Origin of the sequence: Klebsiella sp. YJ, assembly GCF_002108615.1 — a bacterium.
GTDB lineage: Bacteria > Pseudomonadota > Gammaproteobacteria > Enterobacterales > Enterobacteriaceae > Klebsiella > Klebsiella planticola.
The window spans coordinates 1-22,560 of sequence record NZ_MTEG01000041.1 but is presented as its reverse complement, the minus strand read 5'-3'; the positions used below and the strand labels follow the sequence as shown (position 1 = coordinate 22,560).

Below are 22,560 nucleotides of genomic sequence, written 5' to 3'. Positions count from 1 at the left end.
ACAGACATTCTCCCTCTGCGGAGGGAGTGCTATCTTGTCGGAGTGCCTATTTTCCACAAAAGCATTCGTGATGCCTCAAGACGGCCAGTCAGTGAACTTCCAGGAGCTTACATCAGTAAGTGACTGGAGTGAGCGGACGAAGCCAACGAAGGGGCAGCGCGAAGAATAAAGTGGAAAAGGCTGAGACCGTTAATTCGGGATCCGCGGAACCTGATCAGGCTAATACCTGCGAAGGGAACAAGAGTAAACTGCTATTCGCGACCGTCCGTTCAGGACCGATCGCCTCTGTTACTCCATCCGTCGTCTGACAAGCCATCTCCTCTTTATCTGGAATGAGCTATGTCCGCAAGCAAACCGACCCGCCGGGAACAGCGCGAACGCGCGCAACACTTTATTGACACTCTGGAAGGCACCGCCTTTCCCCGCTCACGACGCATCTATGTTCAGGGCGCGCAGGATAATATTCGCGTACCGATGCGCGAAATCCAGCTCAGCCCCACGCCGATCGGCGGCGACAAAATCAACCCGCAGTATGAAGAGAACGAAGCCATACCGGTGTATGACACCTCCGGCCCCTATGGCGATCCTGATATCGCCATCGACGTCCGGCAGGGACTGGCGAAGCTGCGTCAGCCGTGGATTGACGCTCGCCACGATTGCGAGCCGCTACGCGAACGCAGCTCCCTCTACACCAAAGCGCGTCTGGCCGATGAGGAGCTGGATGCGCTGCGCTTTAGCGGCTCGCTGGCCCCCAAACGCGCAAAATCAGGCAAATGCGTCACGCAGCTCCACTACGCACGTCAGGGCATCGTCACGCCGGAGATGGCGTTTATCGCTATCCGGGAAAATATGGGCCGCGAGCGCATTCGCAGCGAGGTGCTGCGCCACCAGCATCCGGGCGAAGGTTTTGGCGCCCGCCTGCCGGAGAATATCTCCGCGGAGTTCGTCCGTGATGAAGTCGCCGCCGGTCGCGCAATCATTCCAGCAAATATCAACCATCCTGAGTCGGAACCGATGATTATCGGCCGCAATTTTCTGGTGAAGGTCAACGCCAACATCGGTAACTCGGCGGTCACCTCCTCCATCGAAGAGGAGGTAGAAAAACTGGTGTGGTCGACACGCTGGGGCGCTGACACGGTCATGGATTTGTCCACCGGACGTTATATTCACGAAACCCGCGAGTGGATCCTGCGCAACAGCCCGGTCCCTATCGGTACCGTCCCCATCTACCAGGCGCTGGAGAAGGTGAACGGTATCGCCGAAAACCTCACCTGGGAAGCCTTTCGCGACACCCTGCTGGAGCAGGCAGAGCAAGGCGTTGACTATTTCACCATCCATGCCGGCGTCCTGCTGCGCTACGTGCCGATGACCGCCGGACGGCTGACCGGCATCGTCTCCCGCGGCGGGTCGATCATGGCGAAGTGGTGCCTGTCGCATCATCAGGAAAACTTCCTCTACCAGCATTTTCGCGAAATCTGCGAAATCTGCGCCGCCTATGATGTCTCGCTCTCCTTAGGCGATGGCCTGCGCCCGGGCTCCATTCAGGATGCCAACGACGAAGCGCAGTTCGCCGAGCTGCACACCCTGGGGGAGCTGACAAAAATCGCCTGGGAATATGATGTGCAGGTCATGATCGAAGGTCCAGGCCATGTACCCATGCAGATGATCCGCCGCAATATGACTGAAGAGCTGACCCACTGCCACGAAGCGCCGTTCTACACGCTTGGGCCATTAACCACCGATATCGCTCCCGGCTATGACCACTTCACCTCCGGTATCGGCGCGGCGATGATCGGCTGGTTCGGCTGCGCCATGCTCTGCTACGTCACGCCGAAAGAGCATCTCGGCCTGCCCAATAAAGAGGACGTGAAGCAAGGATTGATCACCTACAAAATCGCCGCCCATGCCGCTGACCTCGCCAAAGGGCACCCCGGAGCGCAGATCCGCGACAACGCCATGTCCAAAGCGCGGTTTGAATTCCGCTGGGAAGACCAGTTTAACCTCGCGCTCGACCCGTTCACCGCCCGCGCCTATCACGATGAAACGCTGCCGCAGGAGTCCGGCAAAGTCGCCCACTTCTGCTCCATGTGCGGGCCTAAATTCTGTTCAATGAAAATCACCCAGGAGGTCCGCGATTATGCCGCCCGGCAGCATATCGCAGCCGGTATGGCCGATAAATCCCAGGATTTCCGCGCTCTTGGCGGTGAGATCTATTTACGTAAGGAGCAAGCCTGATGTATCAACCCGATTTTCCTCCCGTCCCGTTCCGTTTAGGCCTCTATCCGGTTGTTGATAGCGTGGTATGGATTGAGCGCCTGCTGAAAGCCGGCGTGCGTACCCTTCAGCTGCGCATCAAAGATAAGCGCGACAGCGACGTTGAGGACGATGTGATCGCCGCTATCGCGCTTGGTCGTCAATATCATGCCCGGCTGTTTATCAACGACTACTGGCAGCTGGCCATCAAACATCAGGCTTACGGCGTGCATTTAGGCCAGGAGGATCTGGAAACCACAGACCTCAGCGCTATTCGCCACGCCGGCCTGCGTCTTGGGGTCTCGACCCATGACGATATGGAGATCGACGTTGCGTTGGCCGCACGCCCCTCCTATATCGCCCTGGGCCACGTTTTTCCTACGCAAACCAAACAGATGCCTTCCGCCCCTCAGGGACTGACGCAGCTCGCTCAACATATCCAGCGCCTGCGGGATTACCCGACGGTGGCGATCGGCGGCATCAGCCTGGCGCGCGCGCCGGCGGTGCTGGACACCGGCGTCGGCAGTATTGCGGTCGTCAGCGCAATTACCCAGGCGGCAGACTGGCAACAGGCCACCGCCCAGCTGCTGGAAATCGCAGGAGCAGGCGATGAATAACAGCGATTTTATGCGCTATAGCCGCCAGCTGCTGCTGGAGGATATCGCCATCGAAGGCCAGCAAAAGCTGCTGGCCAGCCGGGTATTGATCGTCGGTCTCGGCGGGCTGGGCTCGCCTGCTGCGCTGTATCTGGCTGGCGCCGGTGTCGGCACGCTGGTGCTGGCCGACGATGACGACGTGCACGTCAGCAACCTACAGCGGCAAATTCTGTTCACCAGCGATGATATCGCGCAACCCAAAACCACGACCGCCAGAGCAAGGCTGGCTCGTCTCAACCCGCAGATTGAGCTGATTGCACTGAAGCAGCGGTTAGGCGGAAAGGCCCTGCTGGATGAAGTGGCGAAAGCCGATGTGGTACTGGATTGCACCGATAACATGGTGACCCGCCAGGCGATCAATGCCGCCTGCGTCGCACTGGCAACACCACTGATTACCGCCAGCGCCGTCGGGCTGGGAGGCCAACTGATGGTACTGACGCCGCCGTGGGAACAGGGCTGCTATCGCTGCCTGTGGCCGGACGCTCACGAGCCCGAACGCAACTGTCGTACGGCGGGCATTATCGGCCCGGTGGTCGGCATGATGGGCACCCTGCAGGCGCTGGAGGCTATCAAGCTGCTCAGCGGTATGGCGACGCCGCGTAATACTTTGCGGTTGTTCGATGCCCGCACCAGCAGCTGGCGCGCGCTTGCATTACAGCGGGCTCAGGGTTGCCCGGTATGTGGAGGGCAGCATGCAGGTGTGGTTTAACGATGAACCGTTGCAGTGCGCCGAAGCGACATCCGTCGCCGCTCTGCTCACTCAACTGGAACAGCAGCAGCCGGGCGTCGCGCTGGCGCTCAATCAACACATCCTGCCGCGCGAGCGGTGGGATCACCATCTTCTGCAGGAAGGCGACCAAATCCTGCTTTTTCAGGTTATCGCCGGAGGCTGACATGTTACGTATTGCGGATAAAACATTTGAATCACATCTTTTCACCGGTACCGGTAAATTCGCCACCCCCGACGTCATGGTGGAGGCCATTCGCGCCTCCGGCAGTCAGCTGGTGACGCTGGCGATGAAACGCGTCGATCTCCGTCAGCATAATGACGCTATCCTCGCGCCGCTGCTGGCGGCTGGCGTGAGCCTGCTGCCCAATACCTCCGGGGCCAAAACGGCAGAAGAAGCCGTATTTGCCGCGCGTCTGGCGCGGGAGGCGCTGGGTACCCACTGGCTGAAACTGGAAATCCACCCGGACGCGCGCTGGCTGCTCCCCGATCCGATTGAAACGCTGAAAGCGGCAGAAATTCTGGTACGGGAAGGCTTCGTCGTGCTGCCCTACTGCGGCGCCGATCCGGTACTGTGCAAGCGTCTGGAAGAAGCGGGCTGCGCGGCGGTGATGCCGCTCGGCGCGCCGATCGGTTCCAACCAGGGGCTGGAAACCAAAGCGATGCTGGAAATTATTATCGAGCAGGCCACGGTACCTGTGGTGGTTGATGCCGGTATTGGCGTGCCAAGCCATGCGGCTCAGGCGCTGGAAATGGGCGCTGACGCGGTACTGGTGAATACCGCCATCGCCGTTGCCGACGACCCGGTCACCATGGCCCGCGCTTTCCGCCTGGCGATTGATGCCGGATTGCTGGCGCGACAGGCTGGCCCGGGGGCGCGCAGCGCTCAGGCGCAGGCCACCAGCCCACTGACCGGCTTTCTGGAGGCGCTGGTATGAAGACCTTCACTGACCGCTGGCGGCAGCTGGAGTGGGACGACATTCGCCTGCGTATCAACAGTAAAACCCCCGCCGACGTAGAACGTGCCCTGGCGGCAAAACAGCTCAGCCGTGACGATATGATGGCCCTGCTCTCTCCTGCCGCCGCGGGTTATCTGGAGCCTCTGGCGCAGCGCGCGCAGCGCCTGACTCGCCAGCGCTTTGGGAATACCGTCAGCTTTTATGTCCCGCTGTATCTCTCTAATCTGTGCGCCAACGATTGTACCTACTGCGGTTTCTCAATGAGTAACCGCATCAAGCGCAAGACCCTGGATGAGGCGGAAATTGCCCGTGAATGCACGGCGATCCGCGAAATGGGCTTTGAGCATCTGCTGCTGGTGACCGGCGAACATCAGGGCAAAGTCGGCATGGACTATTTTCGCCAGCATCTGCCCGCGATTCGCCGCCAGTTCGCCTCGCTGCATATGGAGGTCCAGCCGCTGGCGATGGAGGAGTACGCCGAGCTGAAAACCCTCGGGTTGGACGGCGTGATGGTCTATCAGGAGACCTATCATGAAAGCATGTATGCGAAACATCATCTGAAAGGCAAAAAGCAGGATTTCTTCTGGCGGCTGGATACGCCGGACAGACTTGGACAGGCGGGGATTGATAAGATTGGCCTTGGCGCATTAATTGGCCTCTCCGACAGCTGGCGCGTGGATTGCTTTATGGTGGCGGAACATCTGCTGTGGCTCCAGCAACGCTACTGGCGCAGCCGCTACTCCATCTCCTTTCCGCGACTACGCCCTTGCGCCGGGGGTATCGAGCCTGCCTCATTAATGGATGAACGGCAGCTGGTGCAAACCATTTGCGCCTTCCGTCTGCTGGCCCCGGAAGTGGAGCTCTCGCTCTCCACCCGTGAATCCCCCTGGTTCCGCGATCGGGTTATCCCGCTGGCCATCAACAACGTCAGCGCATTTTCGAAAACCCAGCCCGGCGGGTATGCCGATAACCACCCGGAGCTGGAGCAGTTCGCGCCTCACGATGACCGTCGCCCGGAAGAGGTCGCCAGCGCGCTGGTAGCCAACGGACTGCAGCCGGTATGGAAAGACTGGGATAGCTGGCTGGGACGCGCTTCCCGGTCATCATGATGAGGAATGTAACGCCTTAAACGTTCTTCGTGGACGATCGCAATAAGAGAAACGGGCGATGGTGGTCATCTTTCCGTTTCTCTATTCTGTCCTGGTCAGCAGTGGATGCTGTCCAGGGCGAATGATATCTCTTCCTCACTTTCGCCCTGCTCCATCGCATTGATAGCCATCACGATCGAAGATAAATCCCATCCTCCCGCTGGCCACAGTTATAATTAACCAGGCAACATCTGATTCGCTTGCCAGGCATTGCGACTAATCCTGCGCTTCTTCCCATGGAAAAAACCTTCTGGAACGATTTAAAACACATGGCTCGTCACAGTAGAAAGCTCTCTTTTACCATGCCAATTCTTATTGGCTTTACAGGGATTTTACTCAGCTTTTTGCTGATCGCCGTATTCGTCACCACGACGCAGAGACAGAACTTCCTTGAGGACTATCACCACGTTAATCGCAATTTCACCCATAACCTGGCCGTTAACTATACGGAATCGCTGCTGCGTGGAAATGATTATATCCTCGCCAGGGCAACCAAGTTCTTTGCGAAAAACGACAAGTTAAATCAGGCCATTAATATAGACCCGCAAAGTGGGTTGCAGGAATTAATGCAGCTGCAGGAGCTGATGCCAACCGTCTCTTCTATTTCGCTGGCGGATACCCAGGGCCATTACCTCCGGGCACCTGAGGTGCTGGAAAATGATAACAGCCGCGCCTTCGATCCGAAGTCCAGACCGTGGTTTATCAAACAGGCGGAAGCCAGTACTTTCAGCCACTATACCAGTCCCTATCTGGATTTCTTTACACAGCATCCCACCATTACGCTCTACAAACCGGTCATCTCACCGGAAGGCCGGCTCAAAGGCAGCCTCGCATTTCATCTGGATCTGACGTCAATGGGATACGCTTTGCGCCAGATGGTTGCCCCTGTTCAGGGCGAGTTTTTCGTCGTGCAGCGCGACGGGAAAGTCGTACTTCATCCGGATACCGGCGCGCTTTTTAAACCCTATGTCCGCGACGATCTCATGGACAAAATGACCAGCGCCGAGGGTCAGCTGTATGACGAGAAAAATGGCATCTGGTATTACTATTATTCGTTCACCAATCCAGACTGGTTTGTCATCTACCGCGTTGATAACACCACGCTGGTCGATTTAACCCGCTATGAAACCGATATTGTGCTTTGGGGGTTTGCCCTGGCCGCCATTGTGATTATTCTCTTTGGCCTCTACCTGCGCCATGCGTCGCACACGGTGCTGATGAATATCATCAACGCGATTAAAACCGGCGACGTCAACCGTGCTCCGCGGCTGGAAGCGATGCTGAGTAAAGCCATCGAAAGTAATAAACAGCGCGAACTGATCTATGTCCGCCAGGCTACCATCGATGCGCTCACCGGCTGTAAAAACCGCCGCGCCTTCGACAGCGATATCGCCGCGCTGATGAACGATCACCAGCCTTTCTCTCTTGCGCTGGTTGATATTGATAACTTCAAGACGATAAACGACACCTGGGGTCACCTCAATGGCGATATCGTTTTGCGCAATGTCGCCCGGGAAGGGCTGCAGATCTTCCAGCCCCTGCAAATTTCACTCTACCGCTATGGCGGCGAAGAGTTTGCCGTGATTTTCACCGGCGAGCATATTGCCAATGCGCCGGCGATACTGGAAAGCTGGCGACTCAACATTGCCCAACGCACCTGGCGTGAAGAAGGACTGACGGTAACCTTCAGCGCGGGCCTGGGAGAATGGAATATGGAGCCTCTGGAGCAGCTAGTGGTGAGCGTCGATGAAGCGCTTTATAAAGCCAAGCAGCAGGGAAAAAACCGTATCGTCCGCGCTTAAAACCGCCTGCATCCGCAGGCCCGTCAGCCCGGATTTTACTGTTTTCAACCCCAAAACCGAAACCGGTTTCATTATTTTGTGATGCTTTACACACAATCACGGCAAAGCGGTTGTCGTGTCTGTCGGCCCGCGATAAAGATGATGCATCAAGGGAACATAAGGGCCATCTACTATGAAGAATATCGTTTTATGCTGCGCCGCTGGAATGTCCACCAGCATGCTGGTTCAACGCATGCAGGCTGCTGCACAACAAAAAGGTGTGGAAGTCTCCATCAAAGCCGTACCGGTTGCCGAGTTTAAAGATAACCTTGCTACTGCCGATATTATCCTGCTCGGTCCGCAGGTGAAGTACGAGCAAGCTAAACTCCAGGCGCTGGCCGACCCGTTTGGTAAAAAAGTCGCCGTTATCGATATGATGGACTACGGCATGATGAAAGGCGATGCTGTTCTCGACAAAGCCCTGAAGTTGATGGAGTAAGTCATGGAAGATTTAGAAACGATCATTATGGAGCTGTTGGTGAATGCTGGTTCTGCCCGCAGTTCAGCATTAACGGCTCTGCAGCTGGCCCGCAAAGGTGATTTTGCGGCTTCTGAGCAGGCAATGGCAGAATCACATGAGTTTGTGAAGCACGCGCATAAAATCCAGACCCAGCTCATCGGCCTGGATGAAGGCACAGGTAAGCTGCCGGTGAACCTGATTACCGTTCACTCCCAGGATCATCTGATGAATGCCATGGTGATACAGGATCTGGCAACCGATATGATTGAACTGTATCGTCGCACCGCGTAGTCAATAAACGCAGTGAATAGCAGGTGCCCTTCAGGCACCTGCTTTTTTATTATAAGAAGCCGTAAAGCGCGGCGAAGACCCAGCCAAACACGCACGAAACGCTGACGCCAATGAGCCCCGGTAGAATAAAGCTATGGTTAATCACAAAACGGCCGATATGCGTCGTCCCTGAGCGATCGAACTGAATCGCCGCCAGGTCGCTCGGGTAGGTTGGCAGAATATAATAGCCGTAGCAGGCTGGCGCGGAGGCGACGATGTAGGCCGGATCGACGCCAATCGCCAGCGCCACCGGGACAATCGCCGCCAGTGCTGCGGCCTGGGAATTGACAAATTTGGAGACCAGCAGCAGTACGATGGCATAGGCCCACGGATACTCCTTCACCATTTCGCCGAGTACGCCTTTAATCTCCGTCATGTGCGCGCCGAACATCGTTTCCGCCATCCAGGCGATACCGTATACCGCCACAATGGCGATCATCCCCGAGCGGAAAACCTCATTCTTAGAAATCGACGCCGGGTTAGTTTTGGTAATGATGATGATAAGTGCGCCGGAGAGCAGCATGAACATCTGAATCACCAGGACCATCGACAGCGGCTTGCCGTTGAATGCCGGACGCAGTTCGGAGAAGGCCCCCAGAACGGCAACCACGGCAATCGACGCCAGGAAGATCCACATAGCGACCCAGTTACTGGTCGGCAATTTTCTGTCCAGCAGCGTTGCCGTATCGCCATAAACATAATGACGGTTTTCCGGCGTTGAGATGAAAGCCTGAAACGCTTCGTCTTTATCTAAGTCTTTACCGCGAAACCAGCTAAAAATACCGATTGCCAGAATCCCCAGTAGCGTAGAGGGAATGGTAATCGCCAGCAGATCGAGGAATTCGAGGTGCTTACCGTTGAAGGTAAAGTTGCCCAGCATCGCCACCAGGGACACCACCGCAACGGACACCGGGCTGGCGATAATCCCCATCTGTGCGCCAATGGAGCTTGCCGCCATCGGGCGCTCGGGGCGAATATTGTTCTTGATAGCGACGTCATAAATAATCGGCAGAATCGTATAAACCACGTGGCCAGTGCCGCAAAGAATGGTCAGCGTACAGGTGACGAAGGGAGCCACGATGGAGACATATTTTGGATTGCGCCGCAGAAGTTTCTCTGCAATCTGCAGCATCACATCTAACCCGCCGGAAGCCTGAAGCGTCGCCGAGGCGGCAACAACCGCAATAATCACCAGCATCACATCAACCGGCGGCTTGCCCGGCTGAAGATGAAAGACAAAGACTAAAATAACCAGCCCGATACCGCCTAAAAGGCCCAGTGCGATACCGCCTTTTCTGGCACCATAAAAGAGACAAATTAAGATAATGATGAGTTGTATTGCGAATTCCATGCATCCCCCAGCCCCTGGCTATGAAAATCAAAAGACTTATCTTCCGCTGCCGTATTATTTAGCCATCTCCCCCATCGCTTTTTACGGGTATAAACCGCCCTCCTCGGCGTCATGAAACCGAAGATAAAAGAAAAAGTAATCACATGATTAATTGGACTTTTTGACTATATCGCCTTTGATTTGCTGATTTTTTGATACGTGTAGAATTTTTACCCATCAATAAGTGTGGGTATTAAGAAAAAACAGCCAGTCGACTTTTATATGAATTGTTTGCTGCTTAATTGAGGGGGAAATATTAATGGAATGTAATTCATTATGAGAGGGCAGAAGCGGATATTATCGTGGCGCCATGCCGGGATAATAAAAAAGCCAGTCAGGAGACCTGACTGGCTTTTTAAGCGTAGCGTCAACGATTAATCGTTGTCGGAACCGCCCAGGCCTGCGTTCAGCAGTTCTGCCAGGTTAGCAGAAGCTTCTTCCACGCTCACCTGAGGTGCTGCAGGCTGTTCGCCCGCGGCGCGGCGGCGCATACGATCCTGGTGGTACGCATAGCCGGTACCCGCCGGGATCAGACGACCGACGATAACGTTCTCTTTCAGGCCGCGCAGTTCGTCGCGTTTGCCCGCAACGGCTGCTTCGGTCAGGACACGCGTGGTCTCCTGGAACGATGCGGCAGAGATGAACGACTCGGTTGCCAGAGACGCTTTGGTGATACCCAGCAGGTCGCGGGAGTAAGTCGCCGCCACTTTGCCGTTCGCTTCCAGATCGCGGTTAGCAATCTTGACGCGGGAGTATTCAACCTGTTCGCCTTCCAGGAAGTCGGAGCTACCTGCGCTTTCGATGGTCGCTTTACGCAGCATCTGACGAACGATAACTTCGATGTGTTTATCGTTAATCTTAACGCCTTGCAGACGGTAAACGTCCTGTACTTCGTTGGTGATATAACGCGTTACCGCGTGTACGCCACGAAGACGCAGAATGTCGTGCGGTGCTTCCGGACCGTCGGAAACCACATCACCACGTTCTACACGTTCACCTTCGAACACGTTCAGCTGACGCCATTTCGGAATCATCTCTTCGTACGGATCGCTGCCGTCTAACGGAGTGATAACCAGACGACGTTTGCCTTTGGTTTCTTTACCGAAGGAAATGATACCGCTGATTTCCGCCAGGATAGCCGGCTCTTTCGGACGACGTGCTTCGAACAGATCCGCAACGCGCGGCAGACCACCGGTGATGTCCTTGGTACCACTGGATTCCTGAGGAATACGCGCCAGAGCGTCACCCGCACTGATCTGTACGCCATCTTCCAGCTGTACAATCGCTTTGCCCGGCAGGAAGTACTGAGCAGGCATATCGGTGCCTGGGATCAGAACGTCGTTGCCCTGCGCATCAACAATTTTCAGCGCTGGACGCAGATCTTTACCGCCCGCGGTACGTTCTGCAGAATCCAGAACAACCAGGGATGACAGGCCGGTTAATTCGTCGGTCTGACGGGTAATGGTCTGGCCGTCAATCATGTCAGTAAAGCGGATGAAACCACTGACTTCAGAGATAACCGGCATGGTGTGCGGATCCCAGTTTGCCACGGTTTCACCGCCGGCAACCTGCTCGCCATCGCCTTTCGCCATCACAGCACCGTAAGGCACTTTATAGCTTTCTTTAGTACGACCGAATTCGTCGATCAGCTTCAGCTCGGTGTTACGAGAGGTCACAACCAGCTTGCCAGCGGAGTTAACAACCGACTTGGCGTTAGACAGCTTGATGCTACCCTTGTTTTTCACCTGAATGCTGGATTCAGCAGCCGCACGAGATGCCGCACCACCAATGTGGAACGTACGCATCGTCAGCTGTGTACCCGGCTCACCGATGGACTGTGCCGCGATAACGCCGATTGCTTCACCTTTGTTGATGATGTGGCCACGCGCCAGGTCACGACCGTAGCAGTGCGCACATACACCAAAGTCGGTGTCACAGGATACAACGGAACGCACTTTGACGGAGTCAACGGAGTTCTCTTCCAGCAGGTCACACCAGTGCTCGTGCAGCAGCGTGTTGCGTGGAACCAGAATGTCCGCGGTACCCGGCTTCAGAACGTCTTCAGCGGTCACACGACCCAGTACGCGATCGCGCAGCGGCTCTTTAACATCGCCACCCTCGATAACCGGGGTCATGGTGATGCCTTCCAGGGTACCACAGTCATCTTCAGTAACGACCAGGTCCTGGGCAACGTCAACCAGACGACGGGTCAGGTAACCGGAGTTCGCTGTTTTCAGTGCGGTATCCGCCAGACCTTTACGCGCACCGTGAGTAGAGATGAAGTACTGGAGTACGTTCAGACCTTCACGGAAGTTCGCGGTGATTGGCGTTTCGATGATGGAGCCATCCGGCTTCGCCATCAGACCACGCATACCCGCCAGCTGACGAATCTGTGCCGCAGAACCACGCGCACCGGAGTCGGCCATCATGTAGATGCTGTTGAAGGAAACCTGCTGCTCTTCGACGCCATCACGGTTAATCACGGTTTCGGTTTGCAGGTTATCCATCATCGCTTTGGATACACGATCGTTCGCCGCAGCCCAGATATCGATAACTTTGTTGTAGCGTTCGCCCGCGGTAACCAGACCGGACTGGAACTGTTCCTGGATCTCAGCAACTTCAGCTTCCGCTTCGCTGATGATCTCGTGTTTTTTCTCCGGGATGACCATGTCATCGATACCAACGGATGCACCTGAACGCGCTGCATAAGCAAAGCCGGTGTACATCGTCTGGTCCGCAAAAATAACGGTCGGTTTCAGGCCCAGAATACGGTAGCAGGTATTCAGCATCTTAGAGATGGCTTTCTTACCCAGCGCCTGGTTCACGATAGAGAACGGCAGACCTTTCGGCACGATCATCCACAGAATCGCACGGCCAACGGTCGTGTCTTTCAGGCTGGTTTTCGCAACGAACTGGCCGTTTTCATCTTTTTCGTATTCGGTGATACGCACTTTAACGCGCGCATGCAGAGAGGCCAGACCGGCGCGATAAATACGCTCCGCTTCTTTCGGGCCAGTCAGCACCATGCCTTCGCCTTTGGCGTTAACACAGTCACGGGTCATGTAGTACAGACCCAGTACAACGTCCTGAGACGGAACGATGATTGGCTCGCCGTTCGCCGGGGACAGGATGTTGTTGGTAGACATCATCAGCGCACGCGCTTCCAGCTGGGCTTCCAGCGTCAGCGGTACGTGAACAGCCATCTGGTCACCATCGAAGTCGGCGTTATATGCCGCACAAACCAGCGGGTGCAGCTGGATAGCTTTACCTTCGATCAGTACCGGTTCAAATGCCTGGATACCCAGACGGTGCAGTGTTGGTGCACGGTTCAGCAGTACCGGGTGTTCGCGGATAACTTCGTCCAGGATATCCCAGACCACAGCTTCTTCACGCTCAACCATTTTCTTCGCGGCTTTGATGGTGGTGGCCAGGCCACGCAGTTCCAGCTTGCCGTAAATGAACGGTTTGAACAGCTCCAGCGCCATTTTCTTCGGCAGACCGCACTGATGCAGACGCAGGTATGGACCTACGGTGATAACAGAACGACCGGAGTAGTCAACACGCTTACCGAGCAGGTTCTGACGGAAACGACCCTGCTTACCTTTGATCATGTCGGCCAAAGATTTCAGAGGACGCTTGTTAGAACCGGTGATCGCACGACCGCGACGACCGTTATCCAGCAGGGCATCAACCGCTTCCTGCAGCATACGTTTTTCGTTGCGTACGATGATATCCGGCGCAGCCAGATCCAGCAGACGTTTCAGACGGTTGTTACGGTTAATGACGCGACGATACAGATCGTTCAGGTCAGAAGTCGCGAAACGACCACCATCCAGCGGTACCAGCGGACGCAGATCTGGCGGCAGAACCGGCAGAACGGTCAGGATCATCCACTCCGGCTTGTTGCCAGACTGAACAAACGCTTCCAGCAGCTTGATACGCTTGGTCAGCTTTTTACGTTTGGTTTCGGAGTTAGTTTCGTTCAGCTCTTCACGCAGCTGCTCGCACTCTTGCTCCAGATCCATGCTTTTCAGCAGGGCCTGAATAGCTTCCGCACCCATCTTCGCATCGAATTCGTCACCAAACTCTTCCAGCGCATCCAGATACTGCTCTTCAGTCAGGATCTGATTACGTTCCAGGTTGGTCATCCCGCCTTCGATAACCACATAGGATTCGAAGTACAGAACACGTTCGATATCGCGCAGCGGCATATCCAGCAGCAGGCCGATACGGGACGGCAGCGATTTCAGGAACCAAATGTGGGCGGTCGGAGAGGCCAGTTCGATGTGGCCCATGCGCTCACGACGCACTTTGGTCTGGGTCACTTCAACGCCGCACTTCTCACAGATAACACCACGGTGTTTCAGGCGCTTGTACTTACCGCACAGGCACTCGTAATCTTTTACTGGCCCAAAGATACGGGCGCAGAAAAGGCCGTCACGCTCTGGTTTGAACGTACGGTAGTTAATGGTTTCCGGCTTTTTAACTTCACCAAAAGACCATGAACGGATCATGTCTGGCGATGCCAGAGCAATTTTGATCGCATCAAACTCTTCGGTTTTAGTTTGCGCTTTCAGAAACTTTAATAAGTCTTTCACGGATTTGCTCCCGTCGGAGTTAGCACAATCTGGCGCCGGGGGTTACCCCGGCACCAGTGACCTGTTTGAGCGAGAGTTACTCGTCTTCCAGTTCGATGTTGATGCCCAGCGAGCGAATCTCTTTCAACAGTACGTTGAAGGATTCCGGCATGCCCGGTTCCATCTGATGGTTGCCGTCCACGATGTTTTTATACATCTTGGTACGACCGTTGACGTCATCAGACTTAACGGTGAGCATTTCCTGCAGGGTGTATGCTGCGCCGTAAGCTTCCAGCGCCCACACTTCCATCTCACCGAAGCGCTGACCACCGAACTGAGCCTTACCACCCAGCGGCTGCTGAGTAACCAGGCTGTAAGAACCGGTAGAACGCGCATGCATCTTGTCATCAACCAGGTGGTTCAGTTTCAGCATGTACATGTAGCCAACGGTAACCTGGCGCTCGAATTGCTCGCCGGTACGACCGTCGAACAGAGTGATCTGACCGGAAGTCGGCAGGCCACCCAGCTGTAACAGTTCCTTGATTTCAGACTCTTTCGCACCGTCGAATACCGGCGTGGCGATCGGCATACCTTTTTTCAGGTTTTCAGCAAGACGCAGAACTTCATCATCGGTGAAGGTATTCAGATCGACCTTCTGACGAACATCGGTACCCAGGTCATACGCTTTCTGGATGAACTCGCGCAGTTTGGCGACTTCCTGCTGCTGTTTGAGCATCGCGTTGATTTTCTCACCGATGCCTTTCGCAGCCATACCCAAGTGGGTTTCCAGAATCTGACCGATGTTCATACGAGATGGTACGCCCAGCGGGTTCAGTACGATGTCGACCGGCGTACCGTTTTCATCGTAAGGCATATCTTCGATCGGGTTGATCTTAGAAATAACACCCTTGTTACCGTGACGACCTGCCATTTTGTCACCCGGCTGAATCTGACGTTTAACGGCCAGATACACTTTAACAATCTTCAGCACGCCCGGTGCCAGATCGTCGCCCTGAGTGATTTTGCGGCGTTTCGCTTCGAGTTTTTTCTCGAACTCGTGTTTCAGTTCGTCGTACTGCTCAGCCAGCTGTTCCAGCTGATTTTGTTTCTCTTCGTCGGTCAGGCCCAGTTCCAGCCAGCGATCGCGCGGCAGCTTGTCGAGCTTCTCAGCTTCAACACCACCGGCAACCAGCACCGCGTAGATACGACCAAACAGGCCAGCTTCGAGGATCTGCAGTTCTTCAGACAGGTCTTTTTTGGCCTGCTTCAGCTGCATCTCTTCGATTTCCAGCGCACGTTTGTCTTTTTCCACGCCATCGCGGGTGAAGACCTGAACGTCGATAACCGTACCGGAAACACCGTTTGGTACGCGCAGAGAAGAGTCTTTAACGTCAGACGCTTTCTCGCCGAAGATCGCACGCAGCAGTTTCTCTTCTGGCGTCAGCTGGGTTTCACCTTTCGGCGTTACCTTACCAACCAGAATGTCGCCGCCGGTCACTTCTGCACCGATGTAAACAATACCGGATTCATCCAGTTTAGAGAGCGCAGCTTCACCCACGTTCGGGATATCAGCGGTGATCTCTTCCGGCCCCAGCTTGGTGTCACGGGACACACACGCCAGTTCCTGAATATGAATCGTGGTGAAACGATCTTCCTGAACCACACGCTCGGAGACGAGGATGGAGTCTTCGAAGTTGTAGCCGTTCCACGGCATGAACGCTACGCGCATGTTCTGACCGAGAGCCAGTTCACCGAGGTCGGTGGACGGACCGTCTGCCAGCACGTCGCCGCGCTCAATTGGCTCACCCAGGGACACGCAAGGCATCTGATTGATGCAGGTGTTCTGGTTAGAACGGGTGTACTTGGTCAGGTTATAGATGTCGATACCTGCTTCGCCCGGGTACATCTCATCTTCGTTAACTTTGATAACGATACGGGATGCATCGACGTACTGTACGGTACCGCCACGCTTAGCAACTGCAGTAACACCGGAGTCGACGGCAACAGCACGTTCCATACCGGTACCAACCAGCGGCTTATCAGCGCGCAGAGTCGGAACCGCCTGACGTTGCATGTTCGCACCCATCAATGCACGGTTGGCGTCATCGTGTTCCAGGAACGGGATCAGTGACGCACCGACGGAAACCACCTGTTGGGTGGAAACGTCCATGTAGTCAACCTGATCGCGGCTGAACAAGCTGGATTCGCCTTTGCTACGGCAGGTCACCAGATCTTCTACAAAGTGGCCTTCGTCATCCAGGTTGGAGTTCGCCTGAGCGATAACGTAGTTGCCTTCTTCGATAGCAGACAGGTAGTGAATTTCGTCGGTCACAACACCGTCGGTCACTTTACGATACGGAGTCTCGAGGAAGCCGTATTCGTTAGTCTGTGCGTACACGGACAGGGAGTTGATCAGACCGATGTTCGGACCTTCAGGCGTTTCGATTGGACATACGCGACCGTAGTGAGTCGGGTGTACGTCTCGAACTTCAAAGCCCGCACGTTCACGGGTCAGGCCGCCTGGGCCGAGTGCGGAGATACGACGCTTGTGCGTAATCTCGGACAGCGGGTTGTTCTGGTCCATAAACTGAGACAGCTGGCTGGAACCAAAGAACTCTTTCACTGCTGCAGAAATCGGCTTGGCGTTGATCATATCCTGAGGCATCAGGGTATCCAGATCGCCCAGAGACAGACGCTCTTTCACCGCACGCTCCACACGTACCAGGCCAACGCGGAACTGGTTTTCCGCCATTTCGCCTACGGAACGGATACGACGGTTGCCGAGGTGGTCGATATCATCGACTTCGCCTTTACCGTTACGGATATCGATGAGCTTCTTCATCACTTCGATGATGTCGTCTTTGCTCAGGATACCGGAACCTTCGATTTCGTCACGCAGCAGAGAACGGTTGAACTTCATACGACCTACCGCAGACAAATCGTAGCGGTCTTCGGAGAAGAACAGGTTCTCAAACAGGCTTTCAGCCGCTTCACGAGTCGGCGGCTCACCCGGGCGCATCATGCGGTAGATTTCTACCAGCGCGCTCAGACGATCGTTAGTCGGGTCGACGCGTACCGTTTCAGAAATGTACGGACCGTGGTCCAGATCGTTGGTGAACAGGGTCTCGATGCGCTTGTGACCGGACTGGCTCAGTTTCGCCAGCAGATCCAGGCTCAGCTCCATGTTCGCCGGGCAGATCAGTTCGCCAGTGGCTTCATCGATGTAATCTTTGGCCGCAACTTTACCCGCAATATATTCAACCGGAACTTCGATATGCTTGATATCGTCTTTTTCCAGCTGACGGATATGGCGAGCGGTAATGCGACGGGCTTTCTCGACGTAGATTTTGCCGTTCGCTTCGATGTCGAAGGAAGCCGTTTCACCGCGCAGACGCTCCGGTACCAGTTCCATCTGCAGCTTGTTGTCGCGAATTTCAAAGACCACTTTCTCGAAGAACAGGTCAAGGATCTGCTCAGTGGTGTAATTCAGCGCGCGCAGGATGATGGTGGCCGGCAGCTTACGACGACGGTCGATACGGACAAACAGGTTGTCTTTCGGATCGAACTCGAAGTCCAGCCAGGAACCGCGGTAAGGAATGATACGTGCGTTATACAGGACCTTACCGGAAGAGTGAGTCTTACCTTTGTCAGAGTCAAAGAAGACGCCCGGGCTACGGTGCAGCTGAGAAACGATAACACGTTCAGTACCGTTGATAACAAAGGTACCGTTGTCGGTCATGAGCGGAATTTCGCCCATGTAGACTTCTTGTTCTTTAATGTCTTTAACGGTGCCTTCCGGCGCTTCACGCTCGTAGATCACCAGACGCAGTTTAACACGCAGCGGTGCCGAGTAGGTCACGCCACGGATCTGACATTCTTTAACATCAAAAACAGGTTCGCCCAGACGGTAGCTGACGTATTGCAGCTCAGAGTTACCGCTGTAGCTTTTAATCGGGAACACGGAACGGAAAGCAGCTTCCAGACCGTACTGCCCTTCAGGATCTTGCTCGATAAACTTCTGAAACGAGTCAAGCTGGATGGAAAGGAGATAAGGTATGTCCAGAACCTGCGGACGTTTACCAAAATCCTTACGAATACGTTTTTTCTCGGTATAGGAGTAAACCATAGGGTTCCTCAGCTCGCTGACAAGTCGACCCGTCTGCCCAAATAAGGCAGTTTTTTATGCAACACTATTTTGTGGACCGGAAAATGGAACACTTTCCGCAATGCCTGTTTCTATCACGCTTAAACCATTTCGTTGCGATTTACACAGCTCAGGGACCCTGACCTGTCGCAGTATATTAAGTCGTCTATAGAAACAAGCATTGAAAGGACAACCCAGTAGTCAAACAGCGTGAAACGCTACTGGTGCCTTACAGCGCAAAAAGGCTGGTGACCAAAAAGTCACCAGCCTCAGCCTGATTTCTCAGGCTGCAACCGGAAGGGTTGGCTTATTTGACTTCAACTTCAGCGCCAGCTTCTTCCAGAGATTTTTTCAGAGCTTCAGCGTCGTCTTTGCTGATGCCTTCTTTCAGTGCAGCCGGTGCAGATTCTACCAGGTCTTTAGCTTCTTTCAGACCCAGGCCAGTTGCGCTACGTACTGCTTTGATAACAGCAACTTTGTTAGCGCCTGCAGCTTTCAGAATTACGTCGAATTCAGTTTTTTCTTCAGCAGCTTCAGCCGGGCCAGCAGCTACAGCTACAGCAGCAGCAGCGGAAACACCGAATTTTTCTTCCATTGCAGAGATCAGCTCAACAACGTCCATTACGGACATAGCGGATACTGCTTCAATGATTTGATCTTTAGTGATAGACATTTAAATTGTTCCTGAATATCAGAATAAGTTTATACGTAAGCGAGCGCTTTATAAAGACAACTGCGATTAAGCAGCTTCTTTCGCATCGCGTACAGCAGCCAGAGTGCGAACCAGTTTGCCAGCCGAAGCTTCTTTCATGGTTGCCATCAGGCGTGCAATTGCTTCTTCGTAGGTCGGCAGAGTTGCCAGGCGGTCGATTTGCGACGCCGGGATCAGCTCACCTTCAAAGGCTGCAGCTTTGACCTCAAATTTTGCATTCGCTTTCGCGAACTCTTTGAACAGACGAGCGGCAGCGCCCGGGTGTTCCATAGAGTATGCAATCAGGGTCGGACCAACAAACGTGTCTTTCAGGCACTCAAACTGAGTACCTTCAACGACGCGGCGCAGCAGGGTGTTACGAACAACACGCATGTAAACGCCAGCTTCACGACCTGCTTTACGCAGTTCAGTCATTTTATCAACAGTAACGCCACGGGAATCCGCAACTACTGCAGACAGCGCACCTTTGGCTACTTCGCTGACTTCAGCAACAATCGCTTGTTTGTCTTGAAGATTTAAAGCCATTAGCTTTGCTCCTGGATGTTTGCCAGAGCTTATGCTCTGGAACTCACTTCACTCTTTCCAACGAAAGAGCGTCTTTAATACGGTGAGCAGAAACAAGCCAGAGTATCCAAAAAATAATCTTAGCGTTCTGTCACCGTCTACGCAGGGGATTAAGTTTCTGACGAAACACCTGCGGTCTTCGACGGAGGCCTGGATAGGCCAGGCTCCAACGAACAAATCTGTTTTTATCTGTCTGGCCGAAGCTAACAGAATCGTGGGGGTAGAATTGTAGACAAATCCACCGCCCACGTAAAGCTAATCTTAGTTCGCAGAAGCGCTCAGACCAGCCTGATCAACGGCAACACCAGCACCCATGGTGGTGGAGATGCTAACTTTCTTGATGTACACGCCTTTAGCCTGAGTCGGTTTTGCTTTTTTCAGCGCAACCAGCAGAGCTTCCAGGTTTTCTTTCAGTTTGTCAGCGTCAAAGTCCACTTTACCGATGGTGGTGTGGATGATGCCGTTTTTGTCGTTACGATAACGAACCTGACCTGCTTTAGCGTTCTTAACAGCTTCAGCAACGTTCGGAGTAACGGTACCCACTTTCGGGTTTGGCATCAGGCCGCGCGGACCCAGAACCTGGCCCAGCTGGCCAACAACGCGCATTGCATCCGGAGAAGCGATAACAACGTCAAAGTTCATTTCGCCTTTTTTGATCTGGTCAGCCAGATCTTCCATACCTACCAGCTCGGCGCCTGCAGCTTTAGCAGCTTCAGCGTTCGGGCCCTGGGCAAATACGGCTACGCGAACGGAACGGCCAGTACCGTGCGGCAGTACAGTCGCGCCACGGACGTTCTGGTCAGATTTACGAGCGTCGATGCCGAGGTTAACGGCAACGTCTACGCTTTCAACGAACTTAGCAGTAGCCAGTTCTTTCAGCAGAGAGATGGCTTCGTTGATGTCGTACTGTTTGGTCGCATCAACTTTGTCACGAATCACGGACATGCGCTTGGTCAGTTTAGCCATTTCTTAGTCCTCCACTACCAGGCCCATGGAACGTGCAGTACCTTCAATGGAGCGAGTCATCGCTTCAATGTCGGAACCAGTCATGTCGGCAGCTTTGGTCTGCGCGATTTCCTGCAGCTGAGCGCGGGAAATTTTACCCACTTTGTCTTTGTTCGGTTTACCGGAACCAGACTTGATACCAGCCGCTTTTTTCAGCAGAACTGCTGCCGGCGGAGTTTTGGTAACGAAAGTGAAAGAACGGTCAGCGTAAACGGTAATAACAACCGGAATCGGCAGACCTTTTTCCATGGATTCAGTTTTGGCGTTGAACGCTTTGCAGAATTCCATGATGTTCACACCCTGCTGACCCAGTGCTGGACCAACCGGCGGACTCGGGTTTGCCATACCAGCTGCAACCTGCAGCTTGACGTAGGCTTGTACTTTCTTAGCCATTTAAATTTCCTCGTTTGGGTGTAGCGCCTGAAAAGGCTCCCCGTGATAAATATCGCTTTATGGGAATCAGACCCATAAAAACAAAAGGCGCGAAATTGTATGTCAATTTCGCGCCTCATGCAACGATTAAATCGTTGCTTTTTTGATCGCCGGTTAGGCTTTCTCTACCTGGGCAAAGTCCAGTTCAACCGGAGTAGCACGGCCGAAGATGGAAACAGAGACCTTCAGACGAGATTTCTCGTAGTCAACTTCTTCAACCACGCCGTTAAAGTCAGCGAACGGACCATCGCTAACGCGTACCATTTCACCCGGCTCGAACAGAGTTTTCGGACGCGGCTTATCGCCAACCTGCTGCAGGCGATTCATGATCGCATCCACTTCTTTATCGCTGATCGGTGCCGGACGGTCAGAAGTACCGCCGATAAAGCCCATCACGCGCGGTACGCTGCGCACCAGGTGCCAGCTTGCGTCGTTCATTACCATCTGGACCAGAACGTAACCCGGGAAGAATTTGCGCTCGCTCTTGCGGCGCTGGCCACCACGGATCTCGACCACTTCTTCGGTCGGCACCATGACTTCGCCAAACAACTCTTCCATATTGTGTAATTTGATATGTTCACGCAACGAGGTAGCTACGCGACCTTCAAAACCGGAAAACGCCTGAACGACGTACCAACGTTTTTTAGGAGCTTCAGACATCTCAGAACCTCAGGCCAGTGATAAAGGATACCAGGCGAACCAGAATACCATCCAGTCCCCACAGGATCAGTGACATTACCGCAGTAACCGCAGCAACAATCAGCGTGGTGTGCAGCGTTTCCTGGCGAGTTGGCCAGATAACCTTGCGGACTTCGGTTCTCGCTTCGCGGGCGAAGGCGACGGTCGCCTTACCTTTAGTGGTTAACAGCGCGACGCCACCGGCAGCAGCGATCAGAATCACTACAGCCAGCGCACGCACCGCCAGCATAATGTCACGATAAAGGAAGTTGCCTACGATGGCCACAATCAGCAGCGCAGCAACGATCACCCACTTCATCGCTTCCAGGCCGCGCCCGCTCCCTTGAGCTTCGGTATTCGCACTCATAAACCAACCTGTCACAAGAATTCAGACAAATAATTTTGCCCCGCGAGAGCGAGGCAACCAAACCGAAATGCTCTGCTGCGTTTCGGACTTAACGCCCTCTACAGAGCCTGTCTCAGCAATGATTATGGCAAAAAAAATCACTGATGAGCCAGGTTCTGGTTCGAAAGCGTGCAAAAAGGGCATCAAATGATGCCCTTTTATTGCGCATTGCGTCAAATGTTATCAGCGATTAGCTGAGAACTTTTGCTACCACGCCAGCGCCAACGGTACGGCCGCCTTCACGGATTGCGAAACGCAGACCGTCGTCCATCGCGATT

At 54.3% G+C, this 22,560-nt stretch carries 19 protein-coding genes; 9 read left to right on the top strand and 10 right to left on the bottom strand.

Annotation, left to right across the window (positions count from 1 at the left end; translation table 11 throughout):
- The first annotated feature begins 339 nt into the window (after positions 1 to 339).
- From thiC to BV390_RS27495, 9 genes are all read left to right on the top strand, one after another.
- A complete protein-coding gene (gene thiC, locus BV390_RS27535) occupies positions 340 to 2,235 on the top strand; it encodes a phosphomethylpyrimidine synthase ThiC (protein WP_032689994.1) in 1,896 nt (631 codons plus the stop codon).
- Positions 2,235 to 2,870 carry a thiamine phosphate synthase gene (gene thiE, locus BV390_RS27530; protein ID WP_032695572.1) on the top strand — a complete coding sequence of 212 codons (636 nt, stop codon included), beginning with the start codon at positions 2,235 to 2,237 and terminating at the stop codon, positions 2,868 to 2,870. Before thiC ends, thiE begins: the two co-directional genes overlap by 1 nt.
- Positions 2,863 to 3,618, top strand: a complete 756-nt coding sequence (locus tag BV390_RS27525; RefSeq protein ID WP_085397559.1) for a HesA/MoeB/ThiF family protein — start codon at positions 2,863 to 2,865, stop codon at positions 3,616 to 3,618. The genes thiE and BV390_RS27525 overlap by 8 nt, the downstream gene beginning before the upstream one ends.
- Complete coding sequence (thiS, locus tag BV390_RS27520; RefSeq protein WP_032689998.1) at positions 3,602 to 3,802, top strand: sulfur carrier protein ThiS; 201 nt, start codon at positions 3,602 to 3,604, stop codon at positions 3,800 to 3,802. Before BV390_RS27525 ends, thiS begins: the two co-directional genes overlap by 17 nt.
- A gap of 1 nt (position 3,803) precedes the next feature.
- A complete protein-coding gene (thiG, locus tag BV390_RS27515; RefSeq protein ID WP_085397558.1) occupies positions 3,804 to 4,574 on the top strand; it encodes a thiazole synthase in 771 nt (256 codons plus the stop codon).
- Positions 4,571 to 5,704 (top strand): 2-iminoacetate synthase ThiH, encoded by a 1,134-nt coding sequence (gene thiH / locus BV390_RS27510; protein WP_032695574.1) that lies wholly within the window; start codon positions 4,571 to 4,573, stop codon positions 5,702 to 5,704. Before thiG ends, thiH begins: the two co-directional genes overlap by 4 nt.
- Positions 5,705 to 6,012: 308 nt before the next feature.
- Positions 6,013 to 7,545, top strand: coding sequence for a sensor domain-containing diguanylate cyclase (locus tag BV390_RS27505; protein ID WP_032690002.1), 1,533 nt, complete (start codon positions 6,013 to 6,015; stop codon positions 7,543 to 7,545).
- 172 nt (positions 7,546 to 7,717) lie between these two features.
- Positions 7,718 to 8,023 (top strand): PTS sugar transporter subunit IIB, encoded by a 306-nt coding sequence (locus BV390_RS27500; protein ID WP_004118425.1) that lies wholly within the window; start codon positions 7,718 to 7,720, stop codon positions 8,021 to 8,023.
- A 3-nt stretch (positions 8,024 to 8,026) separates the two neighbouring features.
- Complete coding sequence (locus tag BV390_RS27495; protein WP_004118423.1) at positions 8,027 to 8,335, top strand: PTS lactose/cellobiose transporter subunit IIA; 309 nt, start codon at positions 8,027 to 8,029, stop codon at positions 8,333 to 8,335.
- Between the two features lie 49 nt (positions 8,336 to 8,384).
- On the opposite strand, the gene dcuB is transcribed toward BV390_RS27495, so the two are convergent.
- From dcuB to BV390_RS27435, 10 genes are all read right to left on the bottom strand, one after another.
- Positions 8,385 to 9,725 (bottom strand): anaerobic C4-dicarboxylate transporter DcuB, encoded by a 1,341-nt coding sequence (gene dcuB / locus BV390_RS27490; RefSeq protein WP_032695575.1) that lies wholly within the window; start codon positions 9,723 to 9,725, stop codon positions 8,385 to 8,387.
- A 413-nt stretch (positions 9,726 to 10,138) separates the two neighbouring features.
- Positions 10,139 to 14,362, bottom strand: coding sequence for a DNA-directed RNA polymerase subunit beta' (gene rpoC, locus BV390_RS27485; protein WP_015585387.1), 4,224 nt, complete (start codon positions 14,360 to 14,362; stop codon positions 10,139 to 10,141).
- 76 nt (positions 14,363 to 14,438) lie between these two features.
- On the bottom strand, positions 14,439 to 18,467 hold the full coding sequence (rpoB, locus tag BV390_RS27480; RefSeq protein ID WP_032690001.1) for a DNA-directed RNA polymerase subunit beta: 4,029 nt from the start codon (positions 18,465 to 18,467) through the stop codon (positions 14,439 to 14,441).
- A gap of 325 nt (positions 18,468 to 18,792) precedes the next feature.
- On the bottom strand, positions 18,793 to 19,158 hold the full coding sequence (gene rplL, locus BV390_RS27475) for a 50S ribosomal protein L7/L12 (protein ID WP_004118416.1): 366 nt from the start codon (positions 19,156 to 19,158) through the stop codon (positions 18,793 to 18,795).
- A 66-nt stretch (positions 19,159 to 19,224) separates the two neighbouring features.
- Positions 19,225 to 19,722, bottom strand: a complete 498-nt coding sequence (rplJ, locus tag BV390_RS27470; protein ID WP_001207203.1) for a 50S ribosomal protein L10 — start codon at positions 19,720 to 19,722, stop codon at positions 19,225 to 19,227.
- Positions 19,723 to 20,022: 300 nt separating this feature from the next.
- A complete protein-coding gene (gene rplA / locus BV390_RS27460) occupies positions 20,023 to 20,727 on the bottom strand; it encodes a 50S ribosomal protein L1 (protein WP_004118413.1) in 705 nt (234 codons plus the stop codon).
- Between the two features lie 3 nt (positions 20,728 to 20,730).
- Positions 20,731 to 21,159 carry a 50S ribosomal protein L11 gene (gene rplK, locus BV390_RS27455; protein ID WP_003862340.1) on the bottom strand — a complete coding sequence of 143 codons (429 nt, stop codon included), beginning with the start codon at positions 21,157 to 21,159 and terminating at the stop codon, positions 20,731 to 20,733.
- 153 nt (positions 21,160 to 21,312) lie between these two features.
- Positions 21,313 to 21,858, bottom strand: a complete 546-nt coding sequence (gene nusG, locus BV390_RS27450) for a transcription termination/antitermination protein NusG (RefSeq protein ID WP_002438628.1) — start codon at positions 21,856 to 21,858, stop codon at positions 21,313 to 21,315.
- 1 nt (position 21,859) lies between these two features.
- Positions 21,860 to 22,243: a preprotein translocase subunit SecE gene (gene secE / locus BV390_RS27445; protein WP_004118411.1), complete on the bottom strand. Its 384-nt coding sequence runs from the start codon at positions 22,241 to 22,243 to the stop codon at positions 21,860 to 21,862.
- 229 nt (positions 22,244 to 22,472) lie between these two features.
- Positions 22,473 to 22,560: EF-Tu C-terminal domain-related protein (locus tag BV390_RS27435; RefSeq protein WP_072106261.1), on the bottom strand; the 88-nt coding region annotated here is incomplete at its 5' end.